Origin of the sequence: Desulfobotulus pelophilus (genome assembly GCF_026155325.1) — a bacterium.
GTDB classification, from domain to species: domain Bacteria; phylum Desulfobacterota; class Desulfobacteria; order Desulfobacterales; family ASO4-4; genus Desulfobotulus; species Desulfobotulus pelophilus.
The window spans coordinates 74,850-101,107 of sequence record NZ_JAPFPW010000004.1; the positions used below are offsets into that span (position 1 = coordinate 74,850).

A 26,258-nucleotide genomic window follows, 5' to 3' on the forward strand; every position below is an offset into this window, starting at 1 on the left:
ACCTTGATGGGAGGCTGGCGGCTGAGTGGTCCATCTTAAAAGAATTTCCTGTCCAGAAGAAGATGGGAGAAATAGCCGAGAACAACGGCAAGGTAATAGGGGAGAGCCATCTGCCAGCTCTGATGGAAAATAAAAACAGGTGCGGCCAGTATGGGCAAGGGTATCAGGAGCATGGCCCACCATGAGTGGGTCCAACCCCTGTGATGGCCCAGGGCGGGCAGCATGGCGCAGAACCCCAGGATGGCAGCCCATTTATATTCTCCTTTCAAAATCAGAAAAAGATCAAAGAGAATGAGCAGTGTGTATACAAGATTCTGCCCCTTGGAGTCCGTATCCACATCCGGCGTCAGGGAGCCGATGAGGCAGAGTCCCATGAGAACCGCCATGGTTTCAGGAGAAGGACGGTAGATGCTCCAGAAAAAGAGAGCGGCAATACAGAGCAGGCCTGAAATGAAGCCGAAACTTACGTGAGCTTTATATCCGGGCATCAGGAATGGCCTCCAGCAGGGACGCAATGGCTGTAAAATAGGGTTTGAGTCCATAATAAAAAAGGGTGTTGTGGTCGGCTGTGGGAATGATGACCATGCTCAGGGGATGACCTGCGGCATGGTTTTTTAGTTTTTGAGCCTGTGCCAGAGGAATCACATGATCGTTCTCACCATGGATGATCAGGGTAGGCCCTCGGAAGGTTCGGACACCCTCAAGGTTGCCGAAATCCGCATCGTCAGGAATGCCAAGGGCTTTCATATCGGCTCCCAGAAGGCGTATCAGGGGCTGGGTGTCGGCAAATCCGGATTCAACAATGAGAGCGGCGGGTAGCTGGGGCCTCCTGGCCGCCGCATGAAGGACGGCGGCACTGCCCAGTGACCGCCCCATGAGGGCAATGGGTCTGTCCGGGTTTTCTTTGTGGAGGCTGTCCAGAATCCAGAGAGCATCTTCCTGCAGGCTGATGGCCGTGGGTTCTCCCTTGGATCGGCCGTATCCCCTGTAGTCCATGACCAGAAAATCCCAGCCGAGGGCCGTGAAAAAAGGAGCCAGCTCTCTGTATTCTGATGCAATTTCTCCGTTGCCGTGGAAAAAGAGAATAAGGGGCGCATTTTCTGTACCGCAGCTGTGGTGTTCACCGGAAAGACGAATGCCGTCGGGATGGACCATGTCTTTGTAGGAAACCGGTGGCAGGGGACGGGGAGCATCGTCTGGCCTTGGATGAAAAAGGACCCGTTGAACTGCCGGATGATTCAGAGCCGCAAGGACACGGTTATCGGTCATGATGCCTCCTTATTGGATGCCTGTGGCCGTTTATTCCTGCAGAACTTCCTGTTGCAGAATGGGTGATGAGGAACGGGTACTGTCATTTGTACCGGGCATGCCGCCACGGAGAGCGGCGTCCAGAGAGACCTGAAGCTGCTGGAATTTACGGTTGATGCGGTTTTCCATGGCTATTCTGTCATTCTCATTGCGTCGGGCCAGTGCATCGAGGTCTGATTTTCTGGCCATGCCTTCGGGACTTTCCTGGGCTTTTCGCAGGGCCTGCTGTTCCTGACGCAGGGCCTGTATTTCTTTTCTGGTGGCAGCTTCCTGTTCCTGAATATTTTTGCTGATCTGGGCCAGCAGAGTGGCCTGGCTTTCTCCCGCCTGCCGGAGCTCGTTATGGTCTTTTTTCAGGGAGGCAAGCTCCGTTGCCATTTTTCTGCGTTCACCCTGTTCTGTCTGGAGGCTGCGACTGGTCTGAGTGAGCTGGGTCTTCAGATTTTCTATGGCAGCGGCATCCGGGATTTCCCGGGCCTCCACAGATGCCAGTTTCCGGGTCAGTTCACTCCGGTCTTGTGTCTGTCGGTCTGCCAGCTGTTTTGTTTCATTCTGAAGGGTTTGCAGCATTCCTCGGGTGAGGGAGAGCCGCTCCGCAACTTCCTCCTGTTTGGCTTCCAGGGCAAAAAGCTGCTGGGAGAGGGGCTTGTTGCCGGAAAGAACCTCGGCCTGCCGGGTCTGGATCTCCTTGAGTTCCTGCCGGATTTTTGAGTAGGAAATGAAAAACAGCCCGCCGAGAAGCCCGGCAATAACCAGAATGGCCAGCGTCAGGCGGAAGGAAACCCCATCCATTCGTTTCTGGAGGCGTTCCATTTCAAAGGCGGTATCGTAGTGATCTCCCTGCATGGGCATGACACAGGCCTGTCCTTTCATGGCTGGTCAGAAGCGGCCGTTTGCTGCTGTCTGCCGCTTCTGACGGTGTTATTCCCACTCTATGGTAGCCGGTGGTTTGGAGCTGATATCATAGGCTACACGGTTGATTCCGCGCACTTCATTGATAATACGGCTGGAAACCTTTGCCAGAAATTCATGGGGCAGCCTTGCCCAGTCTGCTGTCATGGCATCCTTGCTGGTAACGGCACGGATGACGCAGGTGAACTCGTAGGTTCTGTGGTCACCCATCACACCCACGGTACGGATGGGGAGCAGTACCACAAAGCTCTGCCATAACTCCTTGTACAGACCGGCGGACCTCACTTCTTCCAGTAAAATGGCATCGGCATCCCGGAGGATGGCAAGACGTTCTTCCGTAATTTCTCCCAGAATCCGGATGGCGAGCCCCGGTCCGGGGAAGGGTTGCCTCCAGACCATGGCGTCGGGAATTCCCAGTTCCGTACCCAGAGCCCTTACCTCATCTTTGAAAAGATACTGCAGAGGCTCGATGAGCTTCAGGTTCATGGTTTCGGGAAGGCCTCCTACGTTGTGGTGGCTTTTAATAACCGCTGATGGCCCGCCAAAGGCAGATCTGGATTCAATAACGTCCGGGTACAGGGTTCCCTGCCCCAGAAAAGCTGCATTCTGGATTTTTTTGGCTTCCTCATCAAAGATTTCTATAAAAAGATTGCCAATGATTTTACGTTTTGCCTCCGGATCGGTCACTTTCTCAAGGGCTGCAAGAAATTGCCTGCCCGCATCCACAAAGCGGATATTCATCTGAAGGTTAGTTGTGAGTATTTCTTTCAGGGTTGTGGCTTCATCCTTGCGAAGGAGGCCATTGTCCACGAAGATACAGGTGAGCTGATCCCCTATGGCTTTATGGATCAGCACCGCAGCCACGGAAGAGTCCACTCCACCGGAGAGCCCCAGCACCACCTGCTGATCTTTGACCGTGCTTCTGATTTCTTCTATGGTTTCTCTGGCAAAGGAGGCCATGGTCCAGTTACGGGTGCACTGGCAGATGGAGAGGAAGTTGTCGATGATTTTTCGACCTTCGCAGGTATGTTCCACCTCGGGATGAAACTGTACGCCATATAAATGTTTTTCAGGATGGCGGCAGGCTGCAACGGGAGTATTGGCTGTGTCTGCAATGATCTCGAAACCATCGGGAATGCTTTTAATGGAGTCACCGTGGCTCATCCAGCAGCTGGTATCTTTGATGTCGGCAAAAAGATCTTGGGTGCAGTGCAGTTTCAGAGAAGCAAACCCGTATTCACGCTTCAGCGATTTTTCAACGGCACCGCCAAAGGTATGTACCATGAATTGCATGCCGTAGCAGATGCCAAGCACGGGGATGCCCATGTCGAAGATGGCAGGGTCTACTTTCGGGCTTCCTTCATCATAGATGCTGGCAGGTCCTCCGGAAAGAATGATGCCTTCCGGGTTGCATGCCCGGATGGTTTCCATGGAGACATTCGGGGGTTCGATTACGCAGTAAACGGAATGCTCCCTCACCCTGCGGGCAATGAGCTGGTTGAACTGAGAGCCGAAATCAATAATCAGAATCATGAATACTCCTCAATGTGGAGGGGGCTGGCTGCCATAAACATAAAAAGCTGGCCTTTTTTCTAACAAACGAACGGAAATTGCAAGCTGGAATCCTGCAGACCGGAAAGGCAGGGTACAGGGTGTGCATGAAGAATTGCGAAGCTTCCGGAAATATGGTAGAAACCCTTTGTCTTGTCAAGACCGTCCTCCCGAGGGAGGTCTGGGCAGATACCCTGAAAGATTTCCGGTATCTGCATGGTTTATACCGCAATTCTGGCCGGGTAATATGGAGAAGCTTCCTTGTCTGGGAAGCTTTTTTTGAGGGTGCTTGTCAGGCACTTTTGTTATTTTTATGAGAACTTGGTAAAGGAGTTTGCTATGCTGGATTGTTCCGATCTTCGTAAGGGCCTTAAGATAGAGTATGAGGGGGATCCGTACGTGGTCACCCAATTTGAGTTTGTGAAGCCCGGAAAGGGGCAGGCTCTTTATAAGTGCCGCCTGAAAAACATGGTTAACGGGAACCAGTTCGAAAGAACTTTCCGTTCCGGAGAAAAATTTAATAAAGCGGATCTGGAAGAGCGTACCATGGAATTTTCCTATATGGACGGTGAGAATTACTGCTTTATGAACACCTCAACCTTTGAGCAGGAATTCCTTACCCCGGATCAGGTTGCCGATGTTGTTGGTTTTTTAAAGGAAAATGTTGTGTGCAGTGTGCTTTTCTGGGGCAGCAGGGCCATTGGTGTGACTCTGCCCAACTTCATTGATCTTGTGGTTACCAAAGCGGAGCCATGGGTCAAGGGCGATACCGCATCCGGGAATTCAAAGCCAGCTGTTCTGGAAACCGGCGTAACGGTTCAGGTTCCTTCCTTTGTCGAGGAAGGTGAAAAAATTCGTATTGATACCCGTACCGGGCAATACTCAGAGCGTGTGAAAGAGTAAAGAAAAACAGGGCCGCCGTTGCGGCCCTGAGTATTTTGGGCTGGTATGGAGAAAAGAAAAGCGTTTTCCGGTGTATGGGCTTTTCCCATTGTTTACGTCTGTGCTTCCGGGATTCTTTATCGCTTCAGCAGGTAAGGTGCTTGCCATGTTCCGATTTCACAGAATACTTCTAGTCGATGATGATCCGGCTCTGCGGCGCTTGTTGCACCGCATGCTGACTCAGGAAGGGTATGCATGCTGTACCGCCGCCAATGCCACCGAGGCCATGGCAGAAGTGGCGGAAGAGGTTCCGGATCTTGTTATTTCGGATATCACCATGCCGGGCATGGATGGTATCGGTCTGATGAAGATGCTGCGTCATCACCATCCCGAGCTTGATGTGATGATGATGACGGGTATGTCGGAAAAGTATAATTATGCAGATATTATCGAAGCCGGTGCCTCGGATTATGTGTGCAAGCCCTTTGACCGAAGGGAGATTCTGGCACGGATTCATCGTGTGGAGCGTGAACGGAAAGCCTTGAAGAGTTTGCGTGAGATGAATGCTTCCCTTGAGCGTATGGTTTCCGTTTCCGGTACGCTTGCAGCCAGGGCGGAGGCCGCATCCAGAGCGAAAAGTGAGTTTCTGGCGGGTATCAGCCATGAAATCCGTACTCCTCTCAATGGGCTGATCGGTTTTACGGATTTGCTTCTCGATACCCGCCTGGACGAGGAGCAGCAGGAATTTCTGGGAATCATCCGTTCCAGCAGCGAGACCCTTCTGCAGCTTCTGAACGATATCCTGGATTTTTCCCGCATCGAGGCGGGCCAGATGATCATGGAAGAGATTCCTTATGATCTTGAGCTTTTGTGCTTTGATGCCATGGAGGTGCTGCGTAGCCGCATGGATGCGCAAAAGGTTACCCTTATATCCCACTTTGATGACCTGGTGCCCGATCGTGTTGTGGGGGATCCTCAGAAACTCCGGCAGGTACTGATCAACCTTCTTTCCAATGCGGTGAAGTTTACGGAAGAAGGTGAGATTGTTCTTTCCGTATGCATTGTTGAAGAAAAGGAGGGAAGACTCTCTCTCCGTTTCCGTGTGAAGGATACGGGTATAGGCATTCCGCCCGGGCAGGAAGAGGCTATTTTCGGTGCTTTCAGACAGGCAGAAGGTACCTGTACCCGTAGGTACGGTGGCTCAGGGCTCGGTCTTGCCATTTGCCGGAAGCTCGTGGAGATGATGGGAGGAAACATTGCTGCGGAGAACAATCCGGAAAAGGGCAGCACTTTCACCTTCACCATCAACGCCTCCCGTGACCGGGAAGTTCTGGTGACAAAGCAGGGCTCCAGCCTTGATCTTCGGGGCTACAGCATTTTTCTGGTGGACGGGCATCCCATGCAGGCGGAGATATCTGCCCAGTATCTCAAAACTTCCGGAGCTTCCGTTGCCGTTTTTCGGAGTGGAGAGGAAGTCCCCCTTCAACCCGTGCCGGATCTGCTGGTGGTTTCCATCGATAATCCGGATAAGGGGCTGGAAGGCATGGGCATCAGGCTGCGGGGTGTTCCGGTTCTGGCCCTTTCCCGTCCTGTTCCCGGCAGTGCCGGTTTGTGCCGTAAATCCGGGTTTGCCGGATATCTGACAAGACCTGTTTCCCGTACTTTTCTCATTGAGATGGCGGCCCGCTTACTCGGTGAAGGCGGTGACGGAGAAATGCTGACCCGTCACCGTCTCCGGGAAGTCCGGAAAAAGAAATTCCGCATGCTGGTGGGCGAATTCGGACCGGGCGATGTTCTTGATTCCATGGTAGTTTCGTCCGGTTACAGAAGGCAGCAGGTTACGGATCCTTCCGCTCTTCTGGCGGCCTATGTGGCTGAAGAAGGGCATTTTGACGGGATTCTTATCTGGTTTTCCAGTGAAATGAGTTCTCACCTGATATCCCGGATCCGTCATTGGGAGCAGCTGGCAGGAAAGCCACCTGTTCCGGTTTTCATCGTATTTCCCGGTGGAAAAGGGGATGCCTTACCGGAAAAGGATGGAGATTCGATTTTTTGTACGGAGATGGAGGCTTTGCGCAGAGGCGGGCTCGATGCCTTTGTTCAGTCCTGTATCCTTTCCGGCCGTCCTGAAGTAAGGCAGGCTAAGGGCTTCGACAGAAAGAAGTCTTAGCCCTTCTGTTCTTTGTTTGTCAAAAACTGTCATCAGCCTTACAATCCATTCATTTTGGCGCATGCACGGCATGACTGTGGTACTGGGTGTTTGTCAAAAAAAGTCTTTTCAATGGCAGGGGCTTCCAGCAGGCGGCGTCTGCCCTCGCTGCAGTTGTCTATGCCTTTATAAAGATCTTCATGAAAATCCCTCCGGACCTGAAATGCCTCCCGGAATTGGCCGTAAAGGGTGTGATTCCATAGGGTATCAAATTCTTCTTCAAAAAGATTTCCCATGATCGCAAAGGGCGGATGCCCTGAACATCCAGGTTTCAGCGGTAGCTGAAGAAAGATGCAGGGGCTGACGGAACCATCTGCTCCAACGAAGACGCACTGGAGGGGATCATTGGCGCAGACGGCTTGCTCCACAGGCTGAACCCTGGCGCTGATATAGTTCTGAGCCTTTCGGATGGAAGTCCAGAGGGCGCGGAGACCGGCCCATTTTGTGCCGAGTCCGGGCCGGACATACTGGCGCTCATGGTCGGGTGTAGGCAGATAGGTCGCATTGATGGCAAGGCAGTCATCCATCTTGTATTCCCGGGCCATGGCGACCACCGCGGCCAATTCATGGATATTTTTGTCCTGTTGCAGAAAGCTCAGGGTAAGCTGGCAGGCGGCTCCGGATTCTTTCGCCAGTTCCCTGAAACGACGTATGTTTTTCATGATGGCTGAAAGATCCGAAGGAGGTCGCAGGGCTGCATGGGTTTCCTGTGTGGCTCCGCTTACGGAAACCGTGAGCTGGGAAAGTCCGGCTGTGAGGAGGTTCCTGCTTCGTTTTTCATCCAGAAGGGATCCGTTGGTGGTAAGGGCACAGCGGGTTCCTGTCTGTTGGATAGCTTCCACTATGGCAGCGATGCTGGGATGGCAGAGAGGTTCACCCCATCCCTGGATCTGTACCATTTCTGCCCTGGCAGCCAGTGGCAGTATGCGGTGCAGCTGGTCCATGGGTAAATGGCGGTTTTCCCAGTGTTGTGCAAACGCCGTGCGAGGGCAGGTGGGGCATCGGAGGGTGCAGCAGGTACTGGGTTCAATTTGCAGAACAAGAAAGTCTTTCATGGCTCAGGCCATCCCTTCCATAAGCGCCCTTGCATTTTTCCCCAGAACGCTGTGGTTGTATCCTCCTTCGAGCAGGGCGAACAGCCCGGCATGGCAGCGTTGTGCGGCTTCCTTTGCCCATTGTCCCATGACAAAATAATCTTCTGTTTCCAGAAGTCCCCCCCAGTCTTTCTTGTGATGGTCGAATCCTGCTGATATGCCGATGATATCCGCTTCTACTTCTGCCAGACGGGTTGTCACATCATGGAGATAGTCCTTGCGGTTGCGGTCCATGGGATTGTGCAGGCTGACCCATGGAAGGGGACCGAGGATGTTGGTGGTGCCATCTCCGAAGTGAAGATCGAAGTCCAGCACATGGGCCCTTTCAATCAGTCCTTCGGCCTTCATGGCCAGCATGGCCACGGCCATGTTGGAAAAATAGCAGAAACCCCAGCAGCTGTCCCTTGATGCATGATGGCCGGGTGGCCGTATGAGACCGAAAACCGGTTCCCGAAAACTCATGCGGGCCGTAAGAATGGCGGCACCGGCTGCCAGGGCTGCTATTTCAAAGACTCCTTCTGCCCGTACTTCATTGAGGAGATCCGGGCTGTGGGCCCGGAGAAGTTCTGCCTCCGTGGCGGGTTCCGGTGAAATAAAAACGGCCATGTCTTCAATCTCCTGCACAATGGCCTGCATGCGTCCGGCTTCTGCGGCAGGATCTCTGGAATACACTTCATAAAAAGCGGGGTCGAAGACTACTTTCATGGGAAAACCTCCCTGAAGTCGGCGTTGAATGCCATTGTCTGCCTGAGGGCTGGTGATCGTATTCTCTAGGGACGGACGACGCCTTACTGTAGCACGGGATCTTGCCTGTGCAAACAAGGTCTGATTTTTTTGGGGGGTATATTGGTTTCTGAACTATATGGTATTTCAGCCATGGTGAGCTGAATTCGGAAAAAGGCAGTCCTTGGTTGCAGGTACAGGACTTGCTTCTGCCAGCCGTCTGGCATTCAACCGGATCTTTGGCTGCTAACCGCCTGAAAAATTATGCTAAATTTATGATCAGAATGGATGGGCAAGGGTCGCTGTATCGAACTGCTGATCTGATATGGGGAAGGGATATGACTCTTGCTTTATCTGGTAAAAGAGTCTAGTAAGCAGCATAGGGTATACCCCTATAGGCTATTAATGCGGAAACGGGAGATTGTCCATGGGATTGTGCGGAACAGATCAGGATAAAGAGCGTCTTATCAAAAGACTGGGCAGAATTGAAGGCCAGGTGAGGGGGCTTTGCGCCATGGTGGAACAGGACAGAGACTGCATTGATGTACTTAGGCAGATCAACTCCGTTTCCGGTGCACTCCGGGGTGTATGGATACAGGTTATCGGAGATCACCTGAAAGGTTGCATAGCTAAGGCGGCTCTTGAACATGATGAGGAACTGATTGATGAGCTTATGGAACATTTGCAAAAAATCCGGTGAGAGTCAGCCTGTCTTTATTCTACTGTAACGTACAGGAGCAAAATTTATGATAGGACGTTTTGCCAGACTGGGTGTTTACGAGGACTTGCTGCAGAGCAAAGATTTCATGAAGTTGGGGATGGGAGCTTTGCTGGCCTTTGCCGGTTTTCTTCTGTCTGAATTCATGCCGGAGTACCCTGTAGTGGCTCAGGGCCTTATTCTGATTTCCGTTGCCATCAATGGGCTGCCCGTCATTGCCGGTGCCGTAAAAGGGCTGATGGAAAAGAAGGTGAATGTGGATGAGCTGGTGTCTCTTGCCATTCTTGCCTGTCTTGTGAGCGGAGAATTTCTGACGGCCGCAGTTGTCAGCTGCATCATGGTGCTGGGTAGTCTGGTGGAAGAGATGACAGCAGCTTCTGCCCGCAGATCCATACAGGCCCTGGTGAAGGTGTCTCCCCTTCATGCCACCGTAGTGAGGGGAAATCACGAAGAGCGGGTACCCGTTGAGAGTGTACGGGCAGGAGACCATCTGATCATCCGTCCGGGCGAGCAGATACCCGTGGATGGCCTTGTTATCCGTGGGCTTTCAGCTGTGGATCAGTCTGTTATAACCGGAGAAGCCATTCCCGTGGAAAAGAAAGCGGATGATTTCCTCTATGCCGGTACCATGAATCAGAATGGCGTTTTGTGGATGCGGACGGAAAAGGTGGGACAGGATACTACTCTGGGGCAGGTGATCCGCCTTGTGGAGAAAGCGGAAGCGGCCCGCCCGGAAACCGTTCCTTTTATTGACCGGTTTGCGCGGTATTTTACTCCCCTTGTTCTGCTTTGTGCCATCGCCGCATGGGTAATAACCGGTGACGCTACAAGAGCTGTGGCTGTACTCATTGTCGGATGCCCCTGTGCGTTAATTCTGGCTGTTCCGACGGCTACGGTTGCGGCCATCGGCCGGGCGGCACGGGCGGGGATTCTGGTGAAAGACGGGGTGCATATGGAGGCTGTGGGACGGGTTGACATCCTTGTTTTTGATAAAACGGGCACCCTTACGGAAGGACGGCCCAGGGTGAAGACCCTTATCACTGCAGAGGGCGTGGCACCGGAGCACCTGCTGCAGATGGCCGCCAGTGTGGAGAACCATGCCAGCCATCCTCTGGCAGGGGCTGTGCTCAGGGCTGCAGAGGAAGCAGGAATTATTGTCAGCCCTGCTGACAACCCGGGAATGGTTCCGGGACTTGGCGTGCAGGGTCAGGTGGATGGTGTTCTTGTGGAGGTGGGAAGTGCCGGTTTTTGTGGTGGTATGTCGGCTGTGCCGGAAGGACTGAAGGGCCCACTGGAAGCCGCCATGCAGGAAGGCAGCACGCCTCTCATGGTGTGGAAGGAAAAAAAGGCACTGGGGATGATCTGTGTGGCAGACCGTGTCCGGCATGGGGTGGCAGAAACCATTACAGAGTTGAAAGAGGCAGGAATTCAGCATATTGCCGTATTATCCGGAGATCATGCCGCATCCGTTGAAAGGGTTGGAAAGGAGACGGGGATCCGTATATTGTGGTCCGGTTTGAAGCCTGAAGAAAAGCTGGAGCAGATTCTTACCCTGAAAGGCGAAAAAGGAAGGGTTGTTTTTGTGGGAGACGGTATCAATGATGCTCCGGCTCTGGCAGCAGCGGATACGGGCATTGCCATGGGCGCCATGGGAACGGAAGTGGCATTGGAAACGGCAGATATTGCTTTGATGGGGGATGATATCTCACGGCTGCCTTTTCTTATTCACCTGAGCCGCAGGATGATGGGAGTGATCCGGTTTAATATCGCTTTTGCCCTTATATTTAATATCCTTGCTGTTTTCGCCAGTGGTGCTGGCTTGATCACACCCATCATGGGGGCAGTGGTACATAATGTCGGTTCCGTGCTGGTGGTGCTTTCATCCGCCAGTCTGGGTTTTCTGGCGGAGAAAAAGGGAAACACATTCAGGGGCTCATCCTTTCCTAACAGAAAGCCTGTATAAATGGTTTGGAAGCCTTGTTTCATTTACGAAAGGAGACCTGTTATGTCCGAACATAAGAAACTGGTAATTTTTCTCTGCAATGGTAACACCATTCGCAGTCAGATGGCCGAAGGCCTGCTCAACCATATGGGGGGTGACCGTTTTACGGCCGTCAGTGCGGGTGTGGAACCCGGCGAAAGGGTTCATCCCATGGCCATTGCCGTACTGGCGGAAGAAGGTATGGATATCAGCAGCCATCAGCCTAAAGGTATCGGTGTGTATCTGGGGAAGGAGGCTGTTCTGCATATGATTACCGTATGCGATAAGGCGCAGCAGTCCTGTCCCCGTGTTTGGCCGGGGCTGCCCGAAGGCAACCGTCACCACTGGATGCTGGATAATCCTTCCGGGGCGGAAGGTTCCGAGGAGGAAAAACTGGCTGCCTTCAGAAAAGTGAGGGACGACCTGAAGGCAAAAATCCGGGACTGGCTCAGAAAAGTCTGAATTCTGCGTCAGGCTTCCCGTTGGATAGAAGATCTTTCCTTCCCGTTAGTTATGAAAGAGGTTGTCCCGGCCCCTGCCATCCTGAGGCAGGGGCCGAAGGAGAATGATTGCGGGGGATTCACTGGGAGCAGGAGTTTGGCTGTTCTGGTGGAACCATAGCGGATCAGCCCTAAGAAAGGGCCATCATTCCTCCCCTTTTTTCCCTGAGCTGCTGGGCTTCAAAGCTGAAAATGGCATCCGGAACAGCCAGCAGGCGGGGAATGCCTATGGGTTCTCCCGTCAGGCTGCAATAGCCGTAATCCCCTTCTTCAAGAAGGCGCAGCGCTTCGGTGTTTCTGTCCAGTACTTCCCGGAATCGGACCTGAACCCGTAGTTGCTGCTCCCTCCATATTTCCGATACGCTTCGATCCACCATATCGGATACCTGCAGAAAATCCGTTTCCCGGATTTCTCTCAGCTGCCTGCGGGCCTCCTGCACCAGTGCTTCCCTCTGTTCCAGAAGACGTTTTCGGAACCATGCCTTCTGTTTCCCGTTCATGTAGGGTTCTTTTTCATGGGGCTGATAGGTTTCCAGGGTAATCATGGATAGGGCCATCGTCATACTCCTTTTCTGATGTTGACTCTTCTGATTCCACTGCCTGCAGGATAGGGCGGCTCTGTTGGAGGAAGATGAGGCCTCCGTTAAAAAATCGTCATTTGCTTGCTTTTTTATGGGAAAGCCGGTTCAGACGGGTGGCGTGGTTTCTGTTGCCCGGATTCTGTGTCCCCGTTCATCAGCCCAAAGAGTCTCGGAGGGCTTGCGGCAGGGGAGGAAAGGGACTAAGGGAGAAGGGTGGGAGGGCATGCAGTTCCAGGGCCCTGCTTCCCTTTTTTTGTATAAAAGGAAGATGGCGATGGAGGGTGGTTATGGCTGAGTTCCTGCTTCGATGGCTTGTGAATCTGAGTCTTCTGTTCAGTCCTTTTTTTCTGGTGCAAGGCTGGTGGCTCTGCCGTACCATTCCACGCTTACCCGAAGCTGACGGGCCGGTCAGGGGCCGGGTACCGGGCCGGGCACCGGGTTTTCATATCCTGCTCATTGGAGAATCCACCGCTGCTGGTGTGGGAGCAGCAAGCCAGAAAGAAGCCCTTGCCGGTCAGCTGGCCAAGGCTTCTGCGGAGCGTGCGGGTTGTGAAGTCTTCTGGCAGGTTCTCGGCCGGAACGGTCTGACTGCAAGGGATGCCTGTACTTTGGTGGCAGGAAGCAGAGTCTTCTTTTCCCCGGATGTGGTGGTTCTGGTTCTGGGGGTGAATGATGTGGTGCGGATGAGAAGTGCCTCTGTCTGGCGCAAGGACCTCCGTGCTCTGATCTCTCTTTTGCGCAGAAGATGGGAAGCTGTTCCTGTGGTGCTGGCAGGGGTCCCGCCAGTGGGCCTTTTCCCGGCCCTTCCCCAGCCATTGAGGGAAATTCTGGGGTTGCGTGGCCGGATGCTTGATGCGGTCAGTCGGAGTCTGGCGGAAAAGAGTTCGGGTGTGAGCCATGCCGCTGGCCCCGTTGGCGTCCATCCCGAACCGGAGTTTTTTTGCAGCGACGGCTTCCATCCTTCTCCGGTGGGATATGCGATCTGGGGGCGGTATCTTGCAGAAGTACTGGTGCCTGAAATCTGCATGGATCAGTGATGTAATCAGGAGCCCTATCCCCGATGCTTCTCCGAATGGGTTGTTTATGGCCAGCGGTGAAGAAGCAGAATATCTGGATTGTTGACCGAGAGATAAAAAGGCCATGGATGTTTTGTTTCATGGCCGATCATTGCAGAAGAAGGAGGAAACTGGTTTGGAAAAGCAGGCAATGCAGTATGGTCTTGATGAGTGGCCCCCTCCGGCCCGGATGCTGGTTTTTGGATTGCAGTGGCTGGCTGTCACCATAGTTACCGTAATCATTATCGGCAAGGTGGTGGCCGGTCTGCAGTACAGCGATCCCGGCCAGCAGTTGCTGTATATGCAGAAACTGTTTTTTGTTATGGGAGCGGCTTTGTTGTTTCAGATTCTGTGGGGGCACCGAATGCCTCTGATCACCGGACCAGCAACGGTTCTGCTGGTGGCGATTCTGGCGGGTTCAGACAGCTCCGTGGATGCCATCTATACGTCCATTGCTGCAGGTGGAGCCTTTCTGGTGCTCCTGAGTATTACGGGCCTTTTTTCGCGTATGGCAGGGCTGTTTACCCCAAGGGTGGTGGCAGCCATTCTCATTCTTATTGCCCTTACCATTACGCCCACCATTCTGAACCTCCTTCTTATGGGTGCATCTCAGGAAAATATTCTGACTCACCTTGGCTTTGCCCTTATTTTTTTTGTGACCATGGTCCTGGCGGACAGGCTTTTGCCCGGTATCTGGAAGTCAACCATGATGGTCTGGGCCATAGTTGGGGGAAGCTTTCTCTGTCTGTTGCTGCTTCCCCCTGATAACTGGCGCCGTGCGGGGGATGCCGGTGTGGTTGCCCCTTTTTTTTCCGGGTTTACTACCAGCCCTGTCTGGGAACCCGGCCTGCTTATCTCCTTTGTGATCTGTTTTATTGCCCTTTCCATCAACGACCTGGGTTCCATTCGCGCACTGGGACAGATTATCCGGCCGCCAGCCATGGAAAGGCGGGTGAGTGCTGGTATCACCCTGAGTGGTTTTGCCAATATGGTGGCAGGTTTTTTCGGAGTGATCGGACCGGTGAATTTTTCCATGAGTGTGGGGATTGTTGCCGCCAATGGAAATGCCTCCCGCTTTACCATGATCCCCACCAGTATGGGGATGATGACCATGGCCTTTTTCCCCGCCGTGGTGGCCTTCACGTGGAATGTACCGGCTCTTGTGGTGGGGACCCTCCTCCTTTATATCATGTGTGCCCAAATGGCCGCTGGCCTTATGGTGGCCTTTGGTAACGGGGAATTTTCCTTTCAGGATGGTCTGACCCTGGGAATTCCCATGATGCTCGGCATTCTTGTTTCTTATATGCCGCCGGAAGTCAGGGTGGCGCTGCCTCCCCTTCTGGTACCCATTCTGGGTAATGGTTTTGTGGTGGGGGTTTTCGCAGCGCTGTCTCTGGAACATATTGTTTTTCGTAGAAGCAGGAGGGAAAAGGCAGAGGAAGAGGTGCTTTCTCAACACTGAAAGGTCAGGGTTTTTAACGGCCACTTTATATCTCATTACATCTTATCTGCTCTCATCATTATGAAGAGACTTGTACCCATCGGCAAAGCCTCAGAAGTTTTAGGAATATCTTCCCTACCTTGAGAAGATGGGAGGCTGAAGGCCGCATATCGCCGGAGAGAACCCGTTCACAGTACGGTGAGTTCCGCCGGATCGTAAAGCCTGTGGAGAGGAAGGCTCTGGCCCTTGCCACAAGGCAAGAGTGAAACCAGCCTCCGGGAAGCAGGAAGTCCGCACCAAAGCTACCTGTGAGTAGATTTGGGCAGGTCTGGCAGAACGCTATTTTGTTTTGATCCGGCTCGGCGCCGGTATTGGCATGATGTTTTTAAATGTAAAGATATTGTTGAGGTGTAAATATTTTTTGGTTTATATTAGCAGCTGTTTCGAACTGATAATATATATAGCGGAAGGGAGGCAGGTATGGACCGTTTCGCAAGCATTGCCTCATTCAGAGATCTGCCACTGGCAGAGCTTGCAAAGGCAAAACTGGAATCCGAAGGGCTTTATTGCCACCTTCTGAACAGGCACCATGTGGGAATGAACTGGCTTTATTCCGAGGCCATTGGAGGTGTGCAGCTCCAGGTGAGAAGTGAGGATATAAAACTGGCAGAAAGTATTCTGGCAAGGGATGAGTCCGGTCTTCTGGAGGAAGGGGCGCTGGATTTTCCGGCAGCTGAAAACATTATGGTTTGTATTGCCTGCGGAGCAGGGGATCTGGAGGCCATTCAATATACAAGGCTTTCCGGAGCACTGATGCTTCTCACCCATATGCCCCTGTTGTTCTGGGGAAAGGGATATCGGTGCAGGAAATGTGGTAAAAAGCAGAAGTAGTACGGAATTTCTTCAGGAAAGAATGAAATTTTTTTCCTGGCAGTACCTCCTGTCTGTTTTCTGCCACTTTTGCCTGCGTTGATGCCGGGGAAAGCGGTTCCCCCATTCCGGCTGGAGCCGGTCCCCGGGGACAGGAACAGACCTCCGCTTGCGCCTGTTCAGCCGGGTTAGGGACAGATTCCTGCCATATTCGCAGTTTTCAGGGTACTGCCATCCGATGTGCTTTTTCAGCATACCGCAGGTTCCAGATTCCTTTCACAAATTTTTAACACGTTTCTCATCTTGTCTGCTCCTTGATTGCCTAAATGTCCGCAGAGCTTTTTCTGTAATGGCCTATTATAAGGAGAAGGAATGCGGATAGCAGGTAAAATTCAGCTTCTTGCGGGAAGCGTACTGGTGCTTTGTCTTGGAATTGCCGGAGGGTTGGCTTTTCACGGGCTGTATTCACTGGAAGCCATGTCGCTGAATGCCATGGAACGGCAGCTTATGGAAGAGCGGCAGCGTCAGCTGGAAGATCTTACATCGGCGGCTGCCCATATAGTATCCTCGGCCAATTTTTATACGGATGCGGTGAATGCCCTTTCCGCGATGCGTTTTGGCACACAGCAGGATGATGGTTTCTGGGTCATGGATACGGCGGGTATGCTTTACGTATCGGCGGTTTTTCCGGAGCTTGCCGGTACAATGCAGAAGGGGCATTTTGAGGATAGCGATGGCCGTTTTCTGGTGGATGAGATTCTGGAGGCAGCGACCACGGCGGAAGCCGGTTTTCTTTCTTTTTCCTTTGAAAAGAACGGGCATACTGCGGAAAGGCTGCTGGCCTACCGGGTGGTGCCGGAGTGGGAGTGGATTGTATGTGCGGATCTCTGGATGGATGATGTTACACAGCATCTGGATGCCCGGCGTATGGAGTATGCTGATGCCGTTTTACGGACAGGAAAGTCCATGGCTGGAGCAGGCCTTGTTCTGGGCATAACGCTTTTTATTTTTGTACGATGGATGACGGGCCGTATTTTTGGTCCTCTCCGGGAAACGGCATACCGTTTCCGTGAAATTGCCGAAGGCGGTGGCGATCTTACGGCCAGTGTACGGATCTGGACCCGTGATGAAGTTGGACGTATGGCAAAGGCTTTCAATGCCTTTCTCGCCATGCTGCGAAACATGGTGGGAGAAATCGGGCAGACGGCAGAAGCCATTCGCAGGGAAGGACAGGGCTTTACCCTTGTGGGCCGGAAGCTTGGGGAAACCTCTCTGGCCGTGGAAAAAGGTATCGGTGGTGTGGAAAAAGAGATGGGGCATTTGGAAGAGGAAATGGCTTCTGTAGGAAAGGCCATTCTTGCCGTGGAATCGGATACTTGCAAAGTTCGTGATATTGCTGAAAACCTGAAAGAAGCAGTGGGGCTTGTGGCTGTTCAAAGTACAAGCCTTCTGGACACGACAAAAACAAGCCTTGTCCGTTCGGAAGCAGCCAGCCGGTGCATGCAGAGGCTGCGAGGAGCCGCTGCCCATATTCACCGTGTGGTGGATCTGATTACGGATATAGCGGATCAGACCCAGTTGCTGGCTTTGAATGCCACCATAGAATCCGCGAGAGCTGGAGTAGCAGGCAGGGGTTTTGCTGTTGTGGCTTCAGAGATCAAAGAACTTTCCAGAAAGACATCCGCTGCCACGGAAGAAATACGGGGCAGGCTCAGTGAAATTTACAGCAGTGCCGGTGAGGCGGGAGAAAAAATTGGCGGCATCGTGGATGTGGCGCAGGAACTGGAAGGCAGGATGCGGTCCATGGCCGAGGATATGCAGAGGCGTCAGCATCAGGCAGCGGATCTTACGGCAGCCATGGCAGGTATTGGATGCGGGGTGGACAGGGTACGGAACAGCGTTGGTATAACTCTTGAAAATACAGGTAAAATGGCAGAAGAGGTGGAAGGGCTCCGCCATACCGCAGCCCTTCTTCAAAAAAACAGTGATGAGGTGGGTAGTGCTGTCACCATTCTTGAAACCCTTTCTCGGGATCTGGGGAAAAGGATGGGGCGGTTTGTGGTGGGTTGATGGCGGGTGCGTTTTTTCCGGTAAGAAAGGGACTGCCGCCTTTCCAGAGGGTGGTGTACTGGCCCAGCCCCTTTTTTTCTCCGGCGCTTTTCCGATGGCCGTGCGGAGTGCTTCCGGTTGCTGCTGTGCTTCAGCGGACTGTCCCTTTGCCTGCCTGCTATACATCGTCTGGCCATCCCTGATGGGAAGGTGATAAAAGTCTTCATGATTCGACGGGTGCCGCACGATTCAAATACAGAACAGGGCTGTCTTTGATTTTCACGAAACAGGTACAGGCATCTGCCCTGTGGCTGAAATCAGGCAGCAGATCACCCAAACTTCCGGTGAAACCTTGCTCCATATCCCTTAAGAGAATGCTATGCCCGCCGTGGGCAACCCTTTCCGCCACCTGCAGTTTAGACATTCCAGGATCTGACAAAGTAAAATAAACCAGCCTGACCTGCCGCAGACCATCTGTCAGCGCCAGACAGGCGCGTATGGCGAAGGTGGTTTCAAGGCCGGAATCTGTACATTTTTGGATACATGCCTCAATCTGTCTTACAAAAATCCTGCTGGCGGACAGCCGTGTCCGTTCCGGCGCTGAGATGGAAAGCCTGCCAGCAATGAGATTCGTATTCACAAACGGCCTGTCTCACCGGTTCTCTTTTTTTTGAGTATCGGCAGAATCTGCAAATCATTCAAAAGAACAAATCGTTTGATCTGTCGGGCCGGAAGGGCTAATAAAAAAACATTGTTTTTTTAAGTGGTCGTTTTTCAGCCAGATTGTTTATAATTCAGAAGGCTGCATGTACGGCTGTTATTTATCATCCATAGGTAAAGCCGTTGGTAATCATGGCTGGGAACGAATTCAAGGGGCAAAAAATGAAAGAACAATCAGGTGAATACAGGCCTATTACCCGTCATAAGAAACAGCATGGCCGCTGGCTGCTGTTTCTTATGATTCTGCCCTTCCTGCTGACTCTGTCTTCCTGCAGCAGCGGTGCCAAACCAGCCGATCCCGATGTCCGGGTATCCCTGCGTACCAGTGAAAAGGATGGCGAACCAAAAATATCCATTCAAAAAGATGCCCTGAACCGGGAATTTCTTTTTCAGGGCAACAGCGTGACCCTGAATCAGGCGGGTTACTTCAATGGGTTGAAAAGTCGTATTGTGACTTTTCAGCAAAAAGGAACAAGTCTGTTTCTTCTGGAATCTCCCAAAGGACACACCGTCACTCCAGACAACCCCTTTGCCCTTATTCTTGCAGAATTTCCCATTCTCGAGGATGAAGGCGGCTGGATTACCTTTGATTTTAATGCGGGCATGTCCAAAATTTTTATGACCGAGGAAATGTATGCTTCGGATTTTTATGGTGAAGACTATCAACCTTCCTTTAAAACGGCTCCGGTGCGACATAGCTTTCTTAACGGTGCGGATGTAAGACATCTGAACCGTCTGGCCGTTCATCAGGCAGCTCAGGTGGAAGATGAGGATGGCAGCATCATTCATGCGGAAGTGCATTACTACCTTTCCCCTTACAGGCCGGATCCGGATTTTGAGCCCACACCCTCACCGGGTTTTGCCCATGCAGGGTATTTTGAGGTAATGCCCCAGCTGAAGGCAGGTGGTGGAACGGAAATATTTGTTATGAAGTGGAACATTCATAAAGGACCCATCACCTATTCCATGTCCGCCAATACACCGGAAGAATTCCGTGAGGCAATCCGGAACGGGGTGCTTTACTGGAATGCGGCTCTGGGCCAGGAAGTTTTTGCCGTAGATGTGGCGCCTGAAGGTGTCCGTGCTCCGGATATGGACCGAAATATCATCCAGTGGCTGGATTTTGATACGGCTGGTTTTGCCTATGCGGATATGCAGGCGGATCCGAGAACGGGTGAGATTCTTCATAGCCAGATTTTCATGTCCAGTATGTGGTCCGTAAAAAGCCGGAAGGATGCCTGGCGTTTTGTGTATCAGAATAAAAGAACCCATCACCGGCACCCCAGTTCAGATATCTATCTTACCAATTTTACCAAACGTCACCTCTGTACCATCAAACCTGATGACAGAATGGTTACAAGTATAACCCGCCTTCTGTCATCCAATGCCACGGACGATATGTTTCTCAGGGCTGCCCAGGCAGAAATTCAGGAAACTATCACCCATGAGGTAGGGCACACCATGGGCCTGCGTCATAATTTTGCAGGAAATCTGCAGGCGGATTTAGATCACCATAGCCGGGAAGATCTGTATCAGCTGTTTCTTGACCGGGGAGCTTATCGTTCCGTCATCCCCACCACCAGCATCATGGACTACAACCAGCACTATGAGTCTGCCCTGAACTCAAGGCGTTACAATGAGGAAGAAAAGGCTCTGCCCCATGATATCAGTGCCATGCGTTACCTGTATCTGGGGGAACCCATGGATAAGGATTTATATTTCTGCACGGATACAGATATGAATTCCATGGTGGATTGCCTTGTTTTTGCCCACGGGACATCTCCCATCGCCTACGGTTCTTCGGAGCTGTATAAGAGCCTGCAGCCAAAAAATCTTGCCAGGGAACTTTATCTGCAGATGGTGCTGGATATTCTTGACGGAACGCCCGTTGATGAACTTTATATGAACCCGGAAGGCCTTGCCCGTTCCATTCTTTCCTTCAAACAGAAATTTCTTCAGCCCTTTACGGAAAATGCTTTCTATGCCCGCGCCCTGAAAAGCCGTTATTCTGATCCCGGCAGTGTAAGCTCGGCACAGAAACGAAGGGATACCGTTCCTCTTGTGGAAAAGGATCTGGAAGACTGGCTGCTGGATAAGCCTTACGGCCTGGAGTCTCTTACCGATATGTTCATGGTTATCCAGCCGGAATGGGAAGCACTTTGGAAAAATGAATTCAGCATACTGCTGGATGACCCTCGTTTTTACAACATTGAAACCCATGAGGGCGGCACCCTGCATCTTTCAGCTCAGGAACGCCAGAAACTCAAGGAAGCTGGAAACGTTTTTTTTGAAGGACTGATTTCCGCACTGGTTTCAGAGGATGTGAAGCTCCTTTCCGAAATGTCTCCCATCGATATCGTGGACAGCTCCACAGGAGATGATCTGCTGGCTGCCTATAAAAAAACCAGCCGTACCTATCTGATGGAAAAAACCAGCTCGCTCCTCAACGTTTCCGTCGGTGGACAATCCCTTTCTCTGCCTGTTTTCCGTTACGAATGGCAGCTTCGGGCTAATGCCAGGAACCTGCTTGATGACCGGGCTGTGTCTTCGGCACTGTGGTGGGGCAGGCGGGAATCACGGGATATTTATCAGGATCTGCTTCTTACCCTTAATACGGTTGTGGGGCCAACGGGGAAAGATTTTTTTGATTCCCTGCTCTATGACGAGTTTCTCGATTCCACAAAACCAGCCTTCCAGTGGTATCTGGAAAACTGCAGGCTGGTCGGATGCGGGTATTGACGTTTCGACCAGCCCCGGATTTCACAGGAAGACAAATACAGGAATTTCTGTCTCTGTCATAAACAGACAGCCTTACAATTCCCGCAGCCTGTCTCTTGTGGTCCGGGGCGTTTTAAATTCTGTCTCCATGCACAAAGAAGCGCAGCTCCGACCCCGTGACCGTACTGCGGCCTGTATAAAAAAAGGTGAGAATCCAGAGAAGAAAAAGTCCTGCTAACACTCCCGGTGTCCAGAGCAGGGTCAGGCCCGCCTTCAGATCCGGTACAAAGGCCATATTTTCCGAAAAAACTGGAATCTTCAGACATAGAAAGAGATAGGGAAGTGTGGAAAGAGCCATGATCTGATAGGCGGAAAAAGCCTGTTTTCCCCTGTAATCCGCCCGCAGGAATTCGGAAAGCACCCTCCAGATCTGGGTGCCGCCAAGGCACAAAAAGAGTGCCCACAGGGGCTTTCCGCCAAGGAAAAGCCCCAGACCTGCCAGACAGAGGAAAATATGGATAAAGAGGGTGAGGGCCTGAACCGGCAGAACAGGTTCTCCATCCAGCTGGTGGGCATAGCTGATTTTTTTAGTTTTCCCATGAAAAATCATGGCCATAGGCTCGAAAAAACGAGCCATTGCAGGAGAAAGACGGCGGAGGGGTTTTCCATAGCAGCAGCCGAAACTCAGGCAGGCCAGTCTCCCCATGCCTTCCCCGCAGGTATGGGCCAGAGCCATGGCAGCCAGTGCGGAAACCGCCGAAAAGGGTGGATACCCGTAACGGGTGATCAGCATATTCACGCTAACCAGAACCCATGGAGCCAGAAGAATCCCCAGAAAGGACGCTCCGCCAACGGTAAAGGTATGCCGCTTGCCCTCAACAATCCTTGCAATCCACCGGGATGCGGGAACACAGACACAAAGCAGCACCATGGCAGTGAGGGCACAGGCCCACAAAGGCGCTCCCGATGCCCGGAGGAGAACAAGGCCCAGAGCTGTACCCAGCACATAGGCCGATGCGCTCAGCAATCCATACCAGGTAAGGTTCATGCCCTTCCATGATCCATTTTCAAGGTGTTGTACAGGAAAGGCGGCCAGCATCTGGTACTTCTCCGATGGCAGACAGCGCACCCCCCAGATGGCAGGAACCAGCAGGACAAGGGCCAGAACAAGCATAAAAAACAATGAAAACATGAATGATCCTTTCGGCTTTAAAAATTCAGGGCGGTTGACGTCCTTCCTATGGTTTCCCTCACCTTCACCTCGGTTTCCACAAGACTTAGGCCAAAGCCCCTGCTGAAACAGCTGGCCACATCCCTGCGAAGGCTGTTGGATACAAGATCCCTGTCAAAGTCCATACGATCCTTTTCAAACAAAAGAACAACGGTGGAACTGCCCGGATAAAACAGGCTTTTGGGCCATCCCTTATGGATGAACATGCCCGGAAGAAGATCTGTGGGATGATCGTAAGCCTTTTGGCTGCAGGCCTGACGGATGCCACCGATCATGAGGGCTACCACTTCGGCCATGGCCACAAGACCCAGCCCGCTGCCACCGGGGACATCGGTGTTGATGAGGGTAATGAGCCGGCGGTTCCGGGAAAAGGGACTGACCTCCCGAACCACGGCATCGGGATGGCAGGCATGGCAACGCCCGTCCGTCATGAAAATTTCTTCCACTCGCCCGCTGACCGGTACATGGTTGTAATGATATTTATCCGGCGTGAGGCGGAATACGGCGGCCTTCCCGTCCAAAAAAACAGCATGCCATGGCCGGTTTCCGCAAAGCTCCGGTAAGTCAAAAAATTTACCCTTCACGGGAATCAGGGCCGATGGAGAAAGATCCAGAGGCAGCATGCGGCTGTCGGAAGGCGACACAATGGCTAAAGGATCTTCGGTCATGGGCCTGTATCTTTCATAGAGAATCTTTCTTTCAAAAAGTGTTCTGGGGCTACAGAGGGAGGTCGGTTCCAGACATTCTTCCATGTTTATTTTAAGCTCCCGGATCATCTGTCCAAGCCTTTTTGACGATGAAAAGGGAAGGTCATAGTTCACGGCCCCCAGAATGCGGCTTGCCACAGGGGAGGTGAAGGCAGAAAAGAGCCACGGGGCATTTTCCCTGACTTCATGGTAGAGAAAACGCACCAGAGGATCGGCAAAGAATGTTTCCTTTATTTTCTTTCCCGTATGGCGTTCCAGATAGTGGTGGGAAAAACTCATGGAGAAGCCTCAAAGTGTTTTTTGTCGTTGTATGTGGAAAGAATGAGGAGCTGAATCAGGGACAGCCTCTCTCCGGATGTAAAAAGACTTATGCCCTGCCTGCGGTTCAGGGAAGTAATGATGCCGGAAATGCTCCCTTTACGGGTGATGGAGGCCAGAGCATCCTTTGAGGCGGCATCCCTGAACAAGGCCCAGTTTTCAAGGCGGGACAGATCTTCTGCAAAATATCGGACAGCTTCACGGATATGGGCCTCTTTCAGCCGGGTGCGGTAACAGGTTTCCGCAGCACGGTTAAAAACTTCCGCAGGCTGTTTTTCCGGCCTCTTCCCTCCCGTTTCTTTCTGAATGAGGGTCTGAAGCCTCGCAGAAGCAGAAAATCCCGGATGGACAAGGCGCATGCGGAGATCTTCCATCAGATCGGCTGCACCATGGGCCTCGATCAGGGCGGCCCCGTCCTGCATGATTTTTTCATGGAAGGCCGTCATCAGCGATGTAACGGGTATCCGGAGATAGCCGGGATAGCGGCGGCTCATGCGGGTTCCTTGGATGAGGGGAAAAAGATCCTTAAGAAAAAGATTGGGCGTATCGGAACGGAAATACACCGTGGGCAGCCCTATGGCCGCAGCAAACATCACTTGCCTTCGTTCGCTTTCCACAAAGGGAGTATCCGGAATGTCCGCATGACCATACCTGCCGGAAAGAAGGTATTGAAAACCCAGAGCCGTGATCAGGGTCTGCAGCCGTGCCGCTTTGCCCATGTCATGGCCGATGGAGGGGAAGGTACTGTACAGGCGGCCTTCAAATCCGGAAAAACCCATTTTGTGAAAGGGTCTGATGCGGTAGGGAAGGTACATGGACATGCGCGGATCAAAGGCCCCGGAATCTCCAAGATCCTTCAGCAGAAGTTCCTGATTGCCGGGGCTTCCGTCCAGCGCAGGAGAACTGGGCGTACTGAGCAGGGCCACGGGATAATCCAAAAGCCTGAAATCCGGCACAAGATCTCCCTTGAAACGGAATAGTCTGCGTATATTTTTGTCCAGCCATGGTGGTCCGAAGGGTGTAAGGGATCTGCCTGCAATATGATTTTTGGCCTTTTTCTTCCAGCGCCGCCAGATCATGCGCAGGTGGGTGAAATCCAGCTCATGGGGCAGAAAGCCCAGAACCTGCTCGGGATGAAAATCTTCAAACTCCAGGCGGTAGGGCGTTGCGGAATAGGTCCCTACGAAAAGGGGCAGAAAATGTTCTGTTATTTTGGTGATGAAATCACCCATCCATTTTTCATCCCTTTGGCCAAGGGCTGTGGTGGGATTGGCCATGAGCCGGGTGAGCCTGCGGCTGCCGATGGAAATGTGGGTACCGTTGTTGGCAAGGCAGATGTTGGAGGTATTGGGCAGAACCACAAGATTTCTTGTAATGATGCCGCATTCCTTCAGCTTTTTAACGGCATTGAGCTGACTGCGGGAAAGCACCTCATGGCAGAGTCCCATATAGCGTTTTTTGGATTCGCCCTGATCCCAGCCCGAAAGGCAGGGATTCATGAAGAGTTCCCGGTAAAAACCATCGGAAATCATATCATTCAGGGCTTTCTGCCTTAAGGGCGGATGGGAGGCAAAATACAAGGCCGCTTTCTGCCCAGTCTCCAGAAGTCCGAGGGTCTCATTGGCATGCTCCAGCAGAAGCTGGCAGAGAAGAAATCGTTTCAGGGTTTCTCCCGTAAGGGCATCTGCCGCACCCTTGCCAGAAGAGATGTGGACAGGGTGAAAGGAAAGGACTTCCGGTGAGGTGTTGTCGCTGACAAAATGATCCATCATTCTGCTGGCCGTAACCTTCAGGATGGGATGCATGTTCGGTGACCTGCCGATGATATCTGCCAGGGACAGCTTGAGCAGATAGCTGACGGGAACTCTTATCCATGTTTCTTGGTTATGGATGAAGACAAACTGGTGGGCGTCGCTGCGCAGGGGGCTGTCGCTTTTTTTCTTGTCTGCCCGCAGATCCGTATGAAAAAGGTGCAGGGCATAGGCAGAAAGTCTGTTTTCAGGGAAGCGGACCCAGGAGTTTTCCCATATGCTGTTTCCGGTATCCCTAACAAGGTTTGTTATGGCTTCGGCCTGCTCCGGTTCCACGTCTCCGGAAAGGCTTCTTTTCAAAATGTTCTGATAAAAATTGGATTCCCGGATCATGCAGGCCAGGTCCACGTCTTCGGCCCTTCCTTCCACCAGAGCCTGAAACTCATTTTCCACTCCGCAGGTGGTATCTCCCGCACCAAATGGCTGAAACGTAATAAGATTTTCCTTGCCTGATGGGATTTCAAGGCGCTGGAGGAGTTCGTCGGTAGAAGGGGATCTGGCTATATTTTCCATCAAACGGTCTGTGGGATGGGTAAGGCAGGACAAGGGGTACCTCCGCTGTAATAAGGTAAGGTCTGTTGTTACCATCCTTTTTTATAGCCATGCATGATTGGTTTTATGTGAAGCTTTGATGGGTTTCTGGTTATGCGGTTTTTCATTGGATGGAGAGATGGCAGCCTGCCTCCTCAGGTATGGAGTTTGCGGTTGCACACCTCCGAAATGCCTGTTATGGTTGGACTAACCTGAATTAAAGCAGAGTGGATATTTTCTGGCGGTTTTTGATTTTCCGGTCACAGGGCTGAAGAAATCCCCGTGATACGGATCAGAAAGGGTCTGTGGAGTATCCGGACAATGAGCGTACAGTGATCAGAAAAGTTT

Annotated in this window: 21 protein-coding genes; 10 read left to right on the forward strand and 11 right to left on the reverse strand. The window is 52.3% G+C overall.

Going from position 1 to position 26,258, the window contains the following annotated elements:
- Positions 1-35: 35 nt before the first annotated feature.
- From OOT00_RS05150 to guaA, 4 genes are all read right to left on the reverse strand, one after another.
- Positions 36-488, reverse strand: coding sequence for a metal-dependent hydrolase (locus OOT00_RS05150; RefSeq protein WP_265424239.1), 453 nt, complete (start codon positions 486-488; stop codon positions 36-38).
- A complete protein-coding gene (locus OOT00_RS05155; protein ID WP_265424240.1) occupies positions 475-1,269 on the reverse strand; it encodes an alpha/beta hydrolase in 795 nt (264 codons plus the stop codon). The genes OOT00_RS05150 and OOT00_RS05155 overlap by 14 nt, the downstream gene beginning before the upstream one ends.
- Positions 1,270-1,299: 30 nt before the next feature.
- Positions 1,300-2,160: a coiled-coil domain-containing protein gene (locus OOT00_RS05160; protein WP_265424241.1), complete on the reverse strand. Its 861-nt coding sequence runs from the start codon at positions 2,158-2,160 to the stop codon at positions 1,300-1,302.
- Between the two features lie 69 nt (positions 2,161-2,229).
- Complete coding sequence (gene guaA / locus OOT00_RS05165; RefSeq protein ID WP_265424242.1) at positions 2,230-3,753, reverse strand: glutamine-hydrolyzing GMP synthase; 1,524 nt, start codon at positions 3,751-3,753, stop codon at positions 2,230-2,232.
- A gap of 357 nt (positions 3,754-4,110) precedes the next feature.
- Here guaA and efp point away from each other — a divergent pair, with 357 nt between their 5' ends.
- Complete coding sequence (gene efp / locus OOT00_RS05170; RefSeq protein ID WP_265424243.1) at positions 4,111-4,674, forward strand: elongation factor P; 564 nt, start codon at positions 4,111-4,113, stop codon at positions 4,672-4,674.
- Positions 4,675-4,819: 145 nt separating this feature from the next.
- A complete protein-coding gene (locus OOT00_RS05175) occupies positions 4,820-6,823 on the forward strand; it encodes a response regulator (RefSeq protein WP_265424244.1) in 2,004 nt (667 codons plus the stop codon).
- Between the two features lie 38 nt (positions 6,824-6,861).
- Here the strand turns inward: OOT00_RS05175 and OOT00_RS05180 are convergent, their stop codons facing one another.
- Both OOT00_RS05180 and OOT00_RS05185 read right to left on the reverse strand, forming a co-directional pair.
- Entirely contained in the window at positions 6,862-7,917 is a 1,056-nt protein-coding gene (locus tag OOT00_RS05180) for a radical SAM protein (protein WP_265424245.1), read from the reverse strand.
- A gap of 3 nt (positions 7,918-7,920) precedes the next feature.
- Positions 7,921-8,661 (reverse strand): arginase family protein, encoded by a 741-nt coding sequence (locus OOT00_RS05185; protein ID WP_265424246.1) that lies wholly within the window; start codon positions 8,659-8,661, stop codon positions 7,921-7,923.
- 445 nt (positions 8,662-9,106) lie between these two features.
- Between OOT00_RS05185 and OOT00_RS05190 the strand changes: the two genes are divergently transcribed.
- Genes OOT00_RS05190 through OOT00_RS05200 form a run of 3 tightly spaced genes read left to right on the forward strand, consistent with a single transcriptional unit; the run spans position 9,107 to position 11,840 of the window.
- A complete protein-coding gene (locus OOT00_RS05190) occupies positions 9,107-9,379 on the forward strand; it encodes a metal-sensitive transcriptional regulator (RefSeq protein ID WP_265424247.1) in 273 nt (90 codons plus the stop codon).
- A gap of 46 nt (positions 9,380-9,425) precedes the next feature.
- A complete protein-coding gene (locus OOT00_RS05195; RefSeq protein WP_265424248.1) occupies positions 9,426-11,360 on the forward strand; it encodes a heavy metal translocating P-type ATPase in 1,935 nt (644 codons plus the stop codon).
- A 42-nt stretch (positions 11,361-11,402) separates the two neighbouring features.
- Complete coding sequence (locus OOT00_RS05200) at positions 11,403-11,840, forward strand: arsenate reductase ArsC (protein ID WP_265424249.1); 438 nt, start codon at positions 11,403-11,405, stop codon at positions 11,838-11,840.
- Positions 11,841-12,009: 169 nt separating this feature from the next.
- Here OOT00_RS05200 and OOT00_RS05205 read toward each other — a convergent pair whose 3' ends face one another.
- Positions 12,010-12,435, reverse strand: coding sequence for a TraR/DksA family transcriptional regulator (locus tag OOT00_RS05205; protein WP_265424250.1), 426 nt, complete (start codon positions 12,433-12,435; stop codon positions 12,010-12,012).
- 311 nt (positions 12,436-12,746) lie between these two features.
- On the opposite strand from OOT00_RS05205, the gene OOT00_RS05210 reads away from it, so the two are divergent.
- The 4 genes from OOT00_RS05210 to OOT00_RS05225 all read left to right on the forward strand — a co-directional run bounded on the left by OOT00_RS05210 (position 12,747) and on the right by OOT00_RS05225 (position 17,895).
- Positions 12,747-13,496 (forward strand): SGNH/GDSL hydrolase family protein, encoded by a 750-nt coding sequence (locus OOT00_RS05210; protein ID WP_265424251.1) that lies wholly within the window; start codon positions 12,747-12,749, stop codon positions 13,494-13,496.
- Between the two features lie 154 nt (positions 13,497-13,650).
- A complete protein-coding gene (locus tag OOT00_RS05215; protein ID WP_265424252.1) occupies positions 13,651-14,976 on the forward strand; it encodes a uracil-xanthine permease family protein in 1,326 nt (441 codons plus the stop codon).
- Positions 14,977-15,435: 459 nt separating this feature from the next.
- Positions 15,436-15,846 carry a hypothetical protein gene (locus OOT00_RS05220; protein WP_265424253.1) on the forward strand — a complete coding sequence of 137 codons (411 nt, stop codon included), beginning with the start codon at positions 15,436-15,438 and terminating at the stop codon, positions 15,844-15,846.
- Positions 15,847-16,197: 351 nt separating this feature from the next.
- On the forward strand, positions 16,198-17,895 hold the full coding sequence (locus tag OOT00_RS05225; protein ID WP_265424254.1) for a methyl-accepting chemotaxis protein: 1,698 nt from the start codon (positions 16,198-16,200) through the stop codon (positions 17,893-17,895).
- Positions 17,896-18,097: 202 nt separating this feature from the next.
- Here the strand turns inward: OOT00_RS05225 and OOT00_RS05230 are convergent, their stop codons facing one another.
- Positions 18,098-18,514, reverse strand: a complete 417-nt coding sequence (locus tag OOT00_RS05230) for a hypothetical protein (RefSeq protein WP_265424255.1) — start codon at positions 18,512-18,514, stop codon at positions 18,098-18,100.
- A 242-nt stretch (positions 18,515-18,756) separates the two neighbouring features.
- Here OOT00_RS05230 and OOT00_RS05235 point away from each other — a divergent pair, with 242 nt between their 5' ends.
- Positions 18,757-21,333: a zinc-dependent metalloprotease gene (locus OOT00_RS05235; protein WP_265424256.1), complete on the forward strand. Its 2,577-nt coding sequence runs from the start codon at positions 18,757-18,759 to the stop codon at positions 21,331-21,333.
- A 112-nt stretch (positions 21,334-21,445) separates the two neighbouring features.
- Here the strand turns inward: OOT00_RS05235 and OOT00_RS05240 are convergent, their stop codons facing one another.
- Genes OOT00_RS05240 through OOT00_RS05250 form a run of 3 tightly spaced genes read right to left on the reverse strand, consistent with a single transcriptional unit; the run spans position 21,446 to position 25,925 of the window.
- Positions 21,446-22,504, reverse strand: a complete 1,059-nt coding sequence (locus OOT00_RS05240; protein WP_265424257.1) for a prolipoprotein diacylglyceryl transferase family protein — start codon at positions 22,502-22,504, stop codon at positions 21,446-21,448.
- A gap of 17 nt (positions 22,505-22,521) precedes the next feature.
- Complete coding sequence (locus OOT00_RS05245; RefSeq protein WP_265424258.1) at positions 22,522-23,529, reverse strand: phosphatidylserine decarboxylase; 1,008 nt, start codon at positions 23,527-23,529, stop codon at positions 22,522-22,524.
- Positions 23,526-25,925: a hypothetical protein gene (locus OOT00_RS05250; protein WP_265424259.1), complete on the reverse strand. Its 2,400-nt coding sequence runs from the start codon at positions 25,923-25,925 to the stop codon at positions 23,526-23,528. The genes OOT00_RS05245 and OOT00_RS05250 overlap by 4 nt, the downstream gene beginning before the upstream one ends.
- Positions 25,926-26,258: the final 333 nt, after the last annotated feature.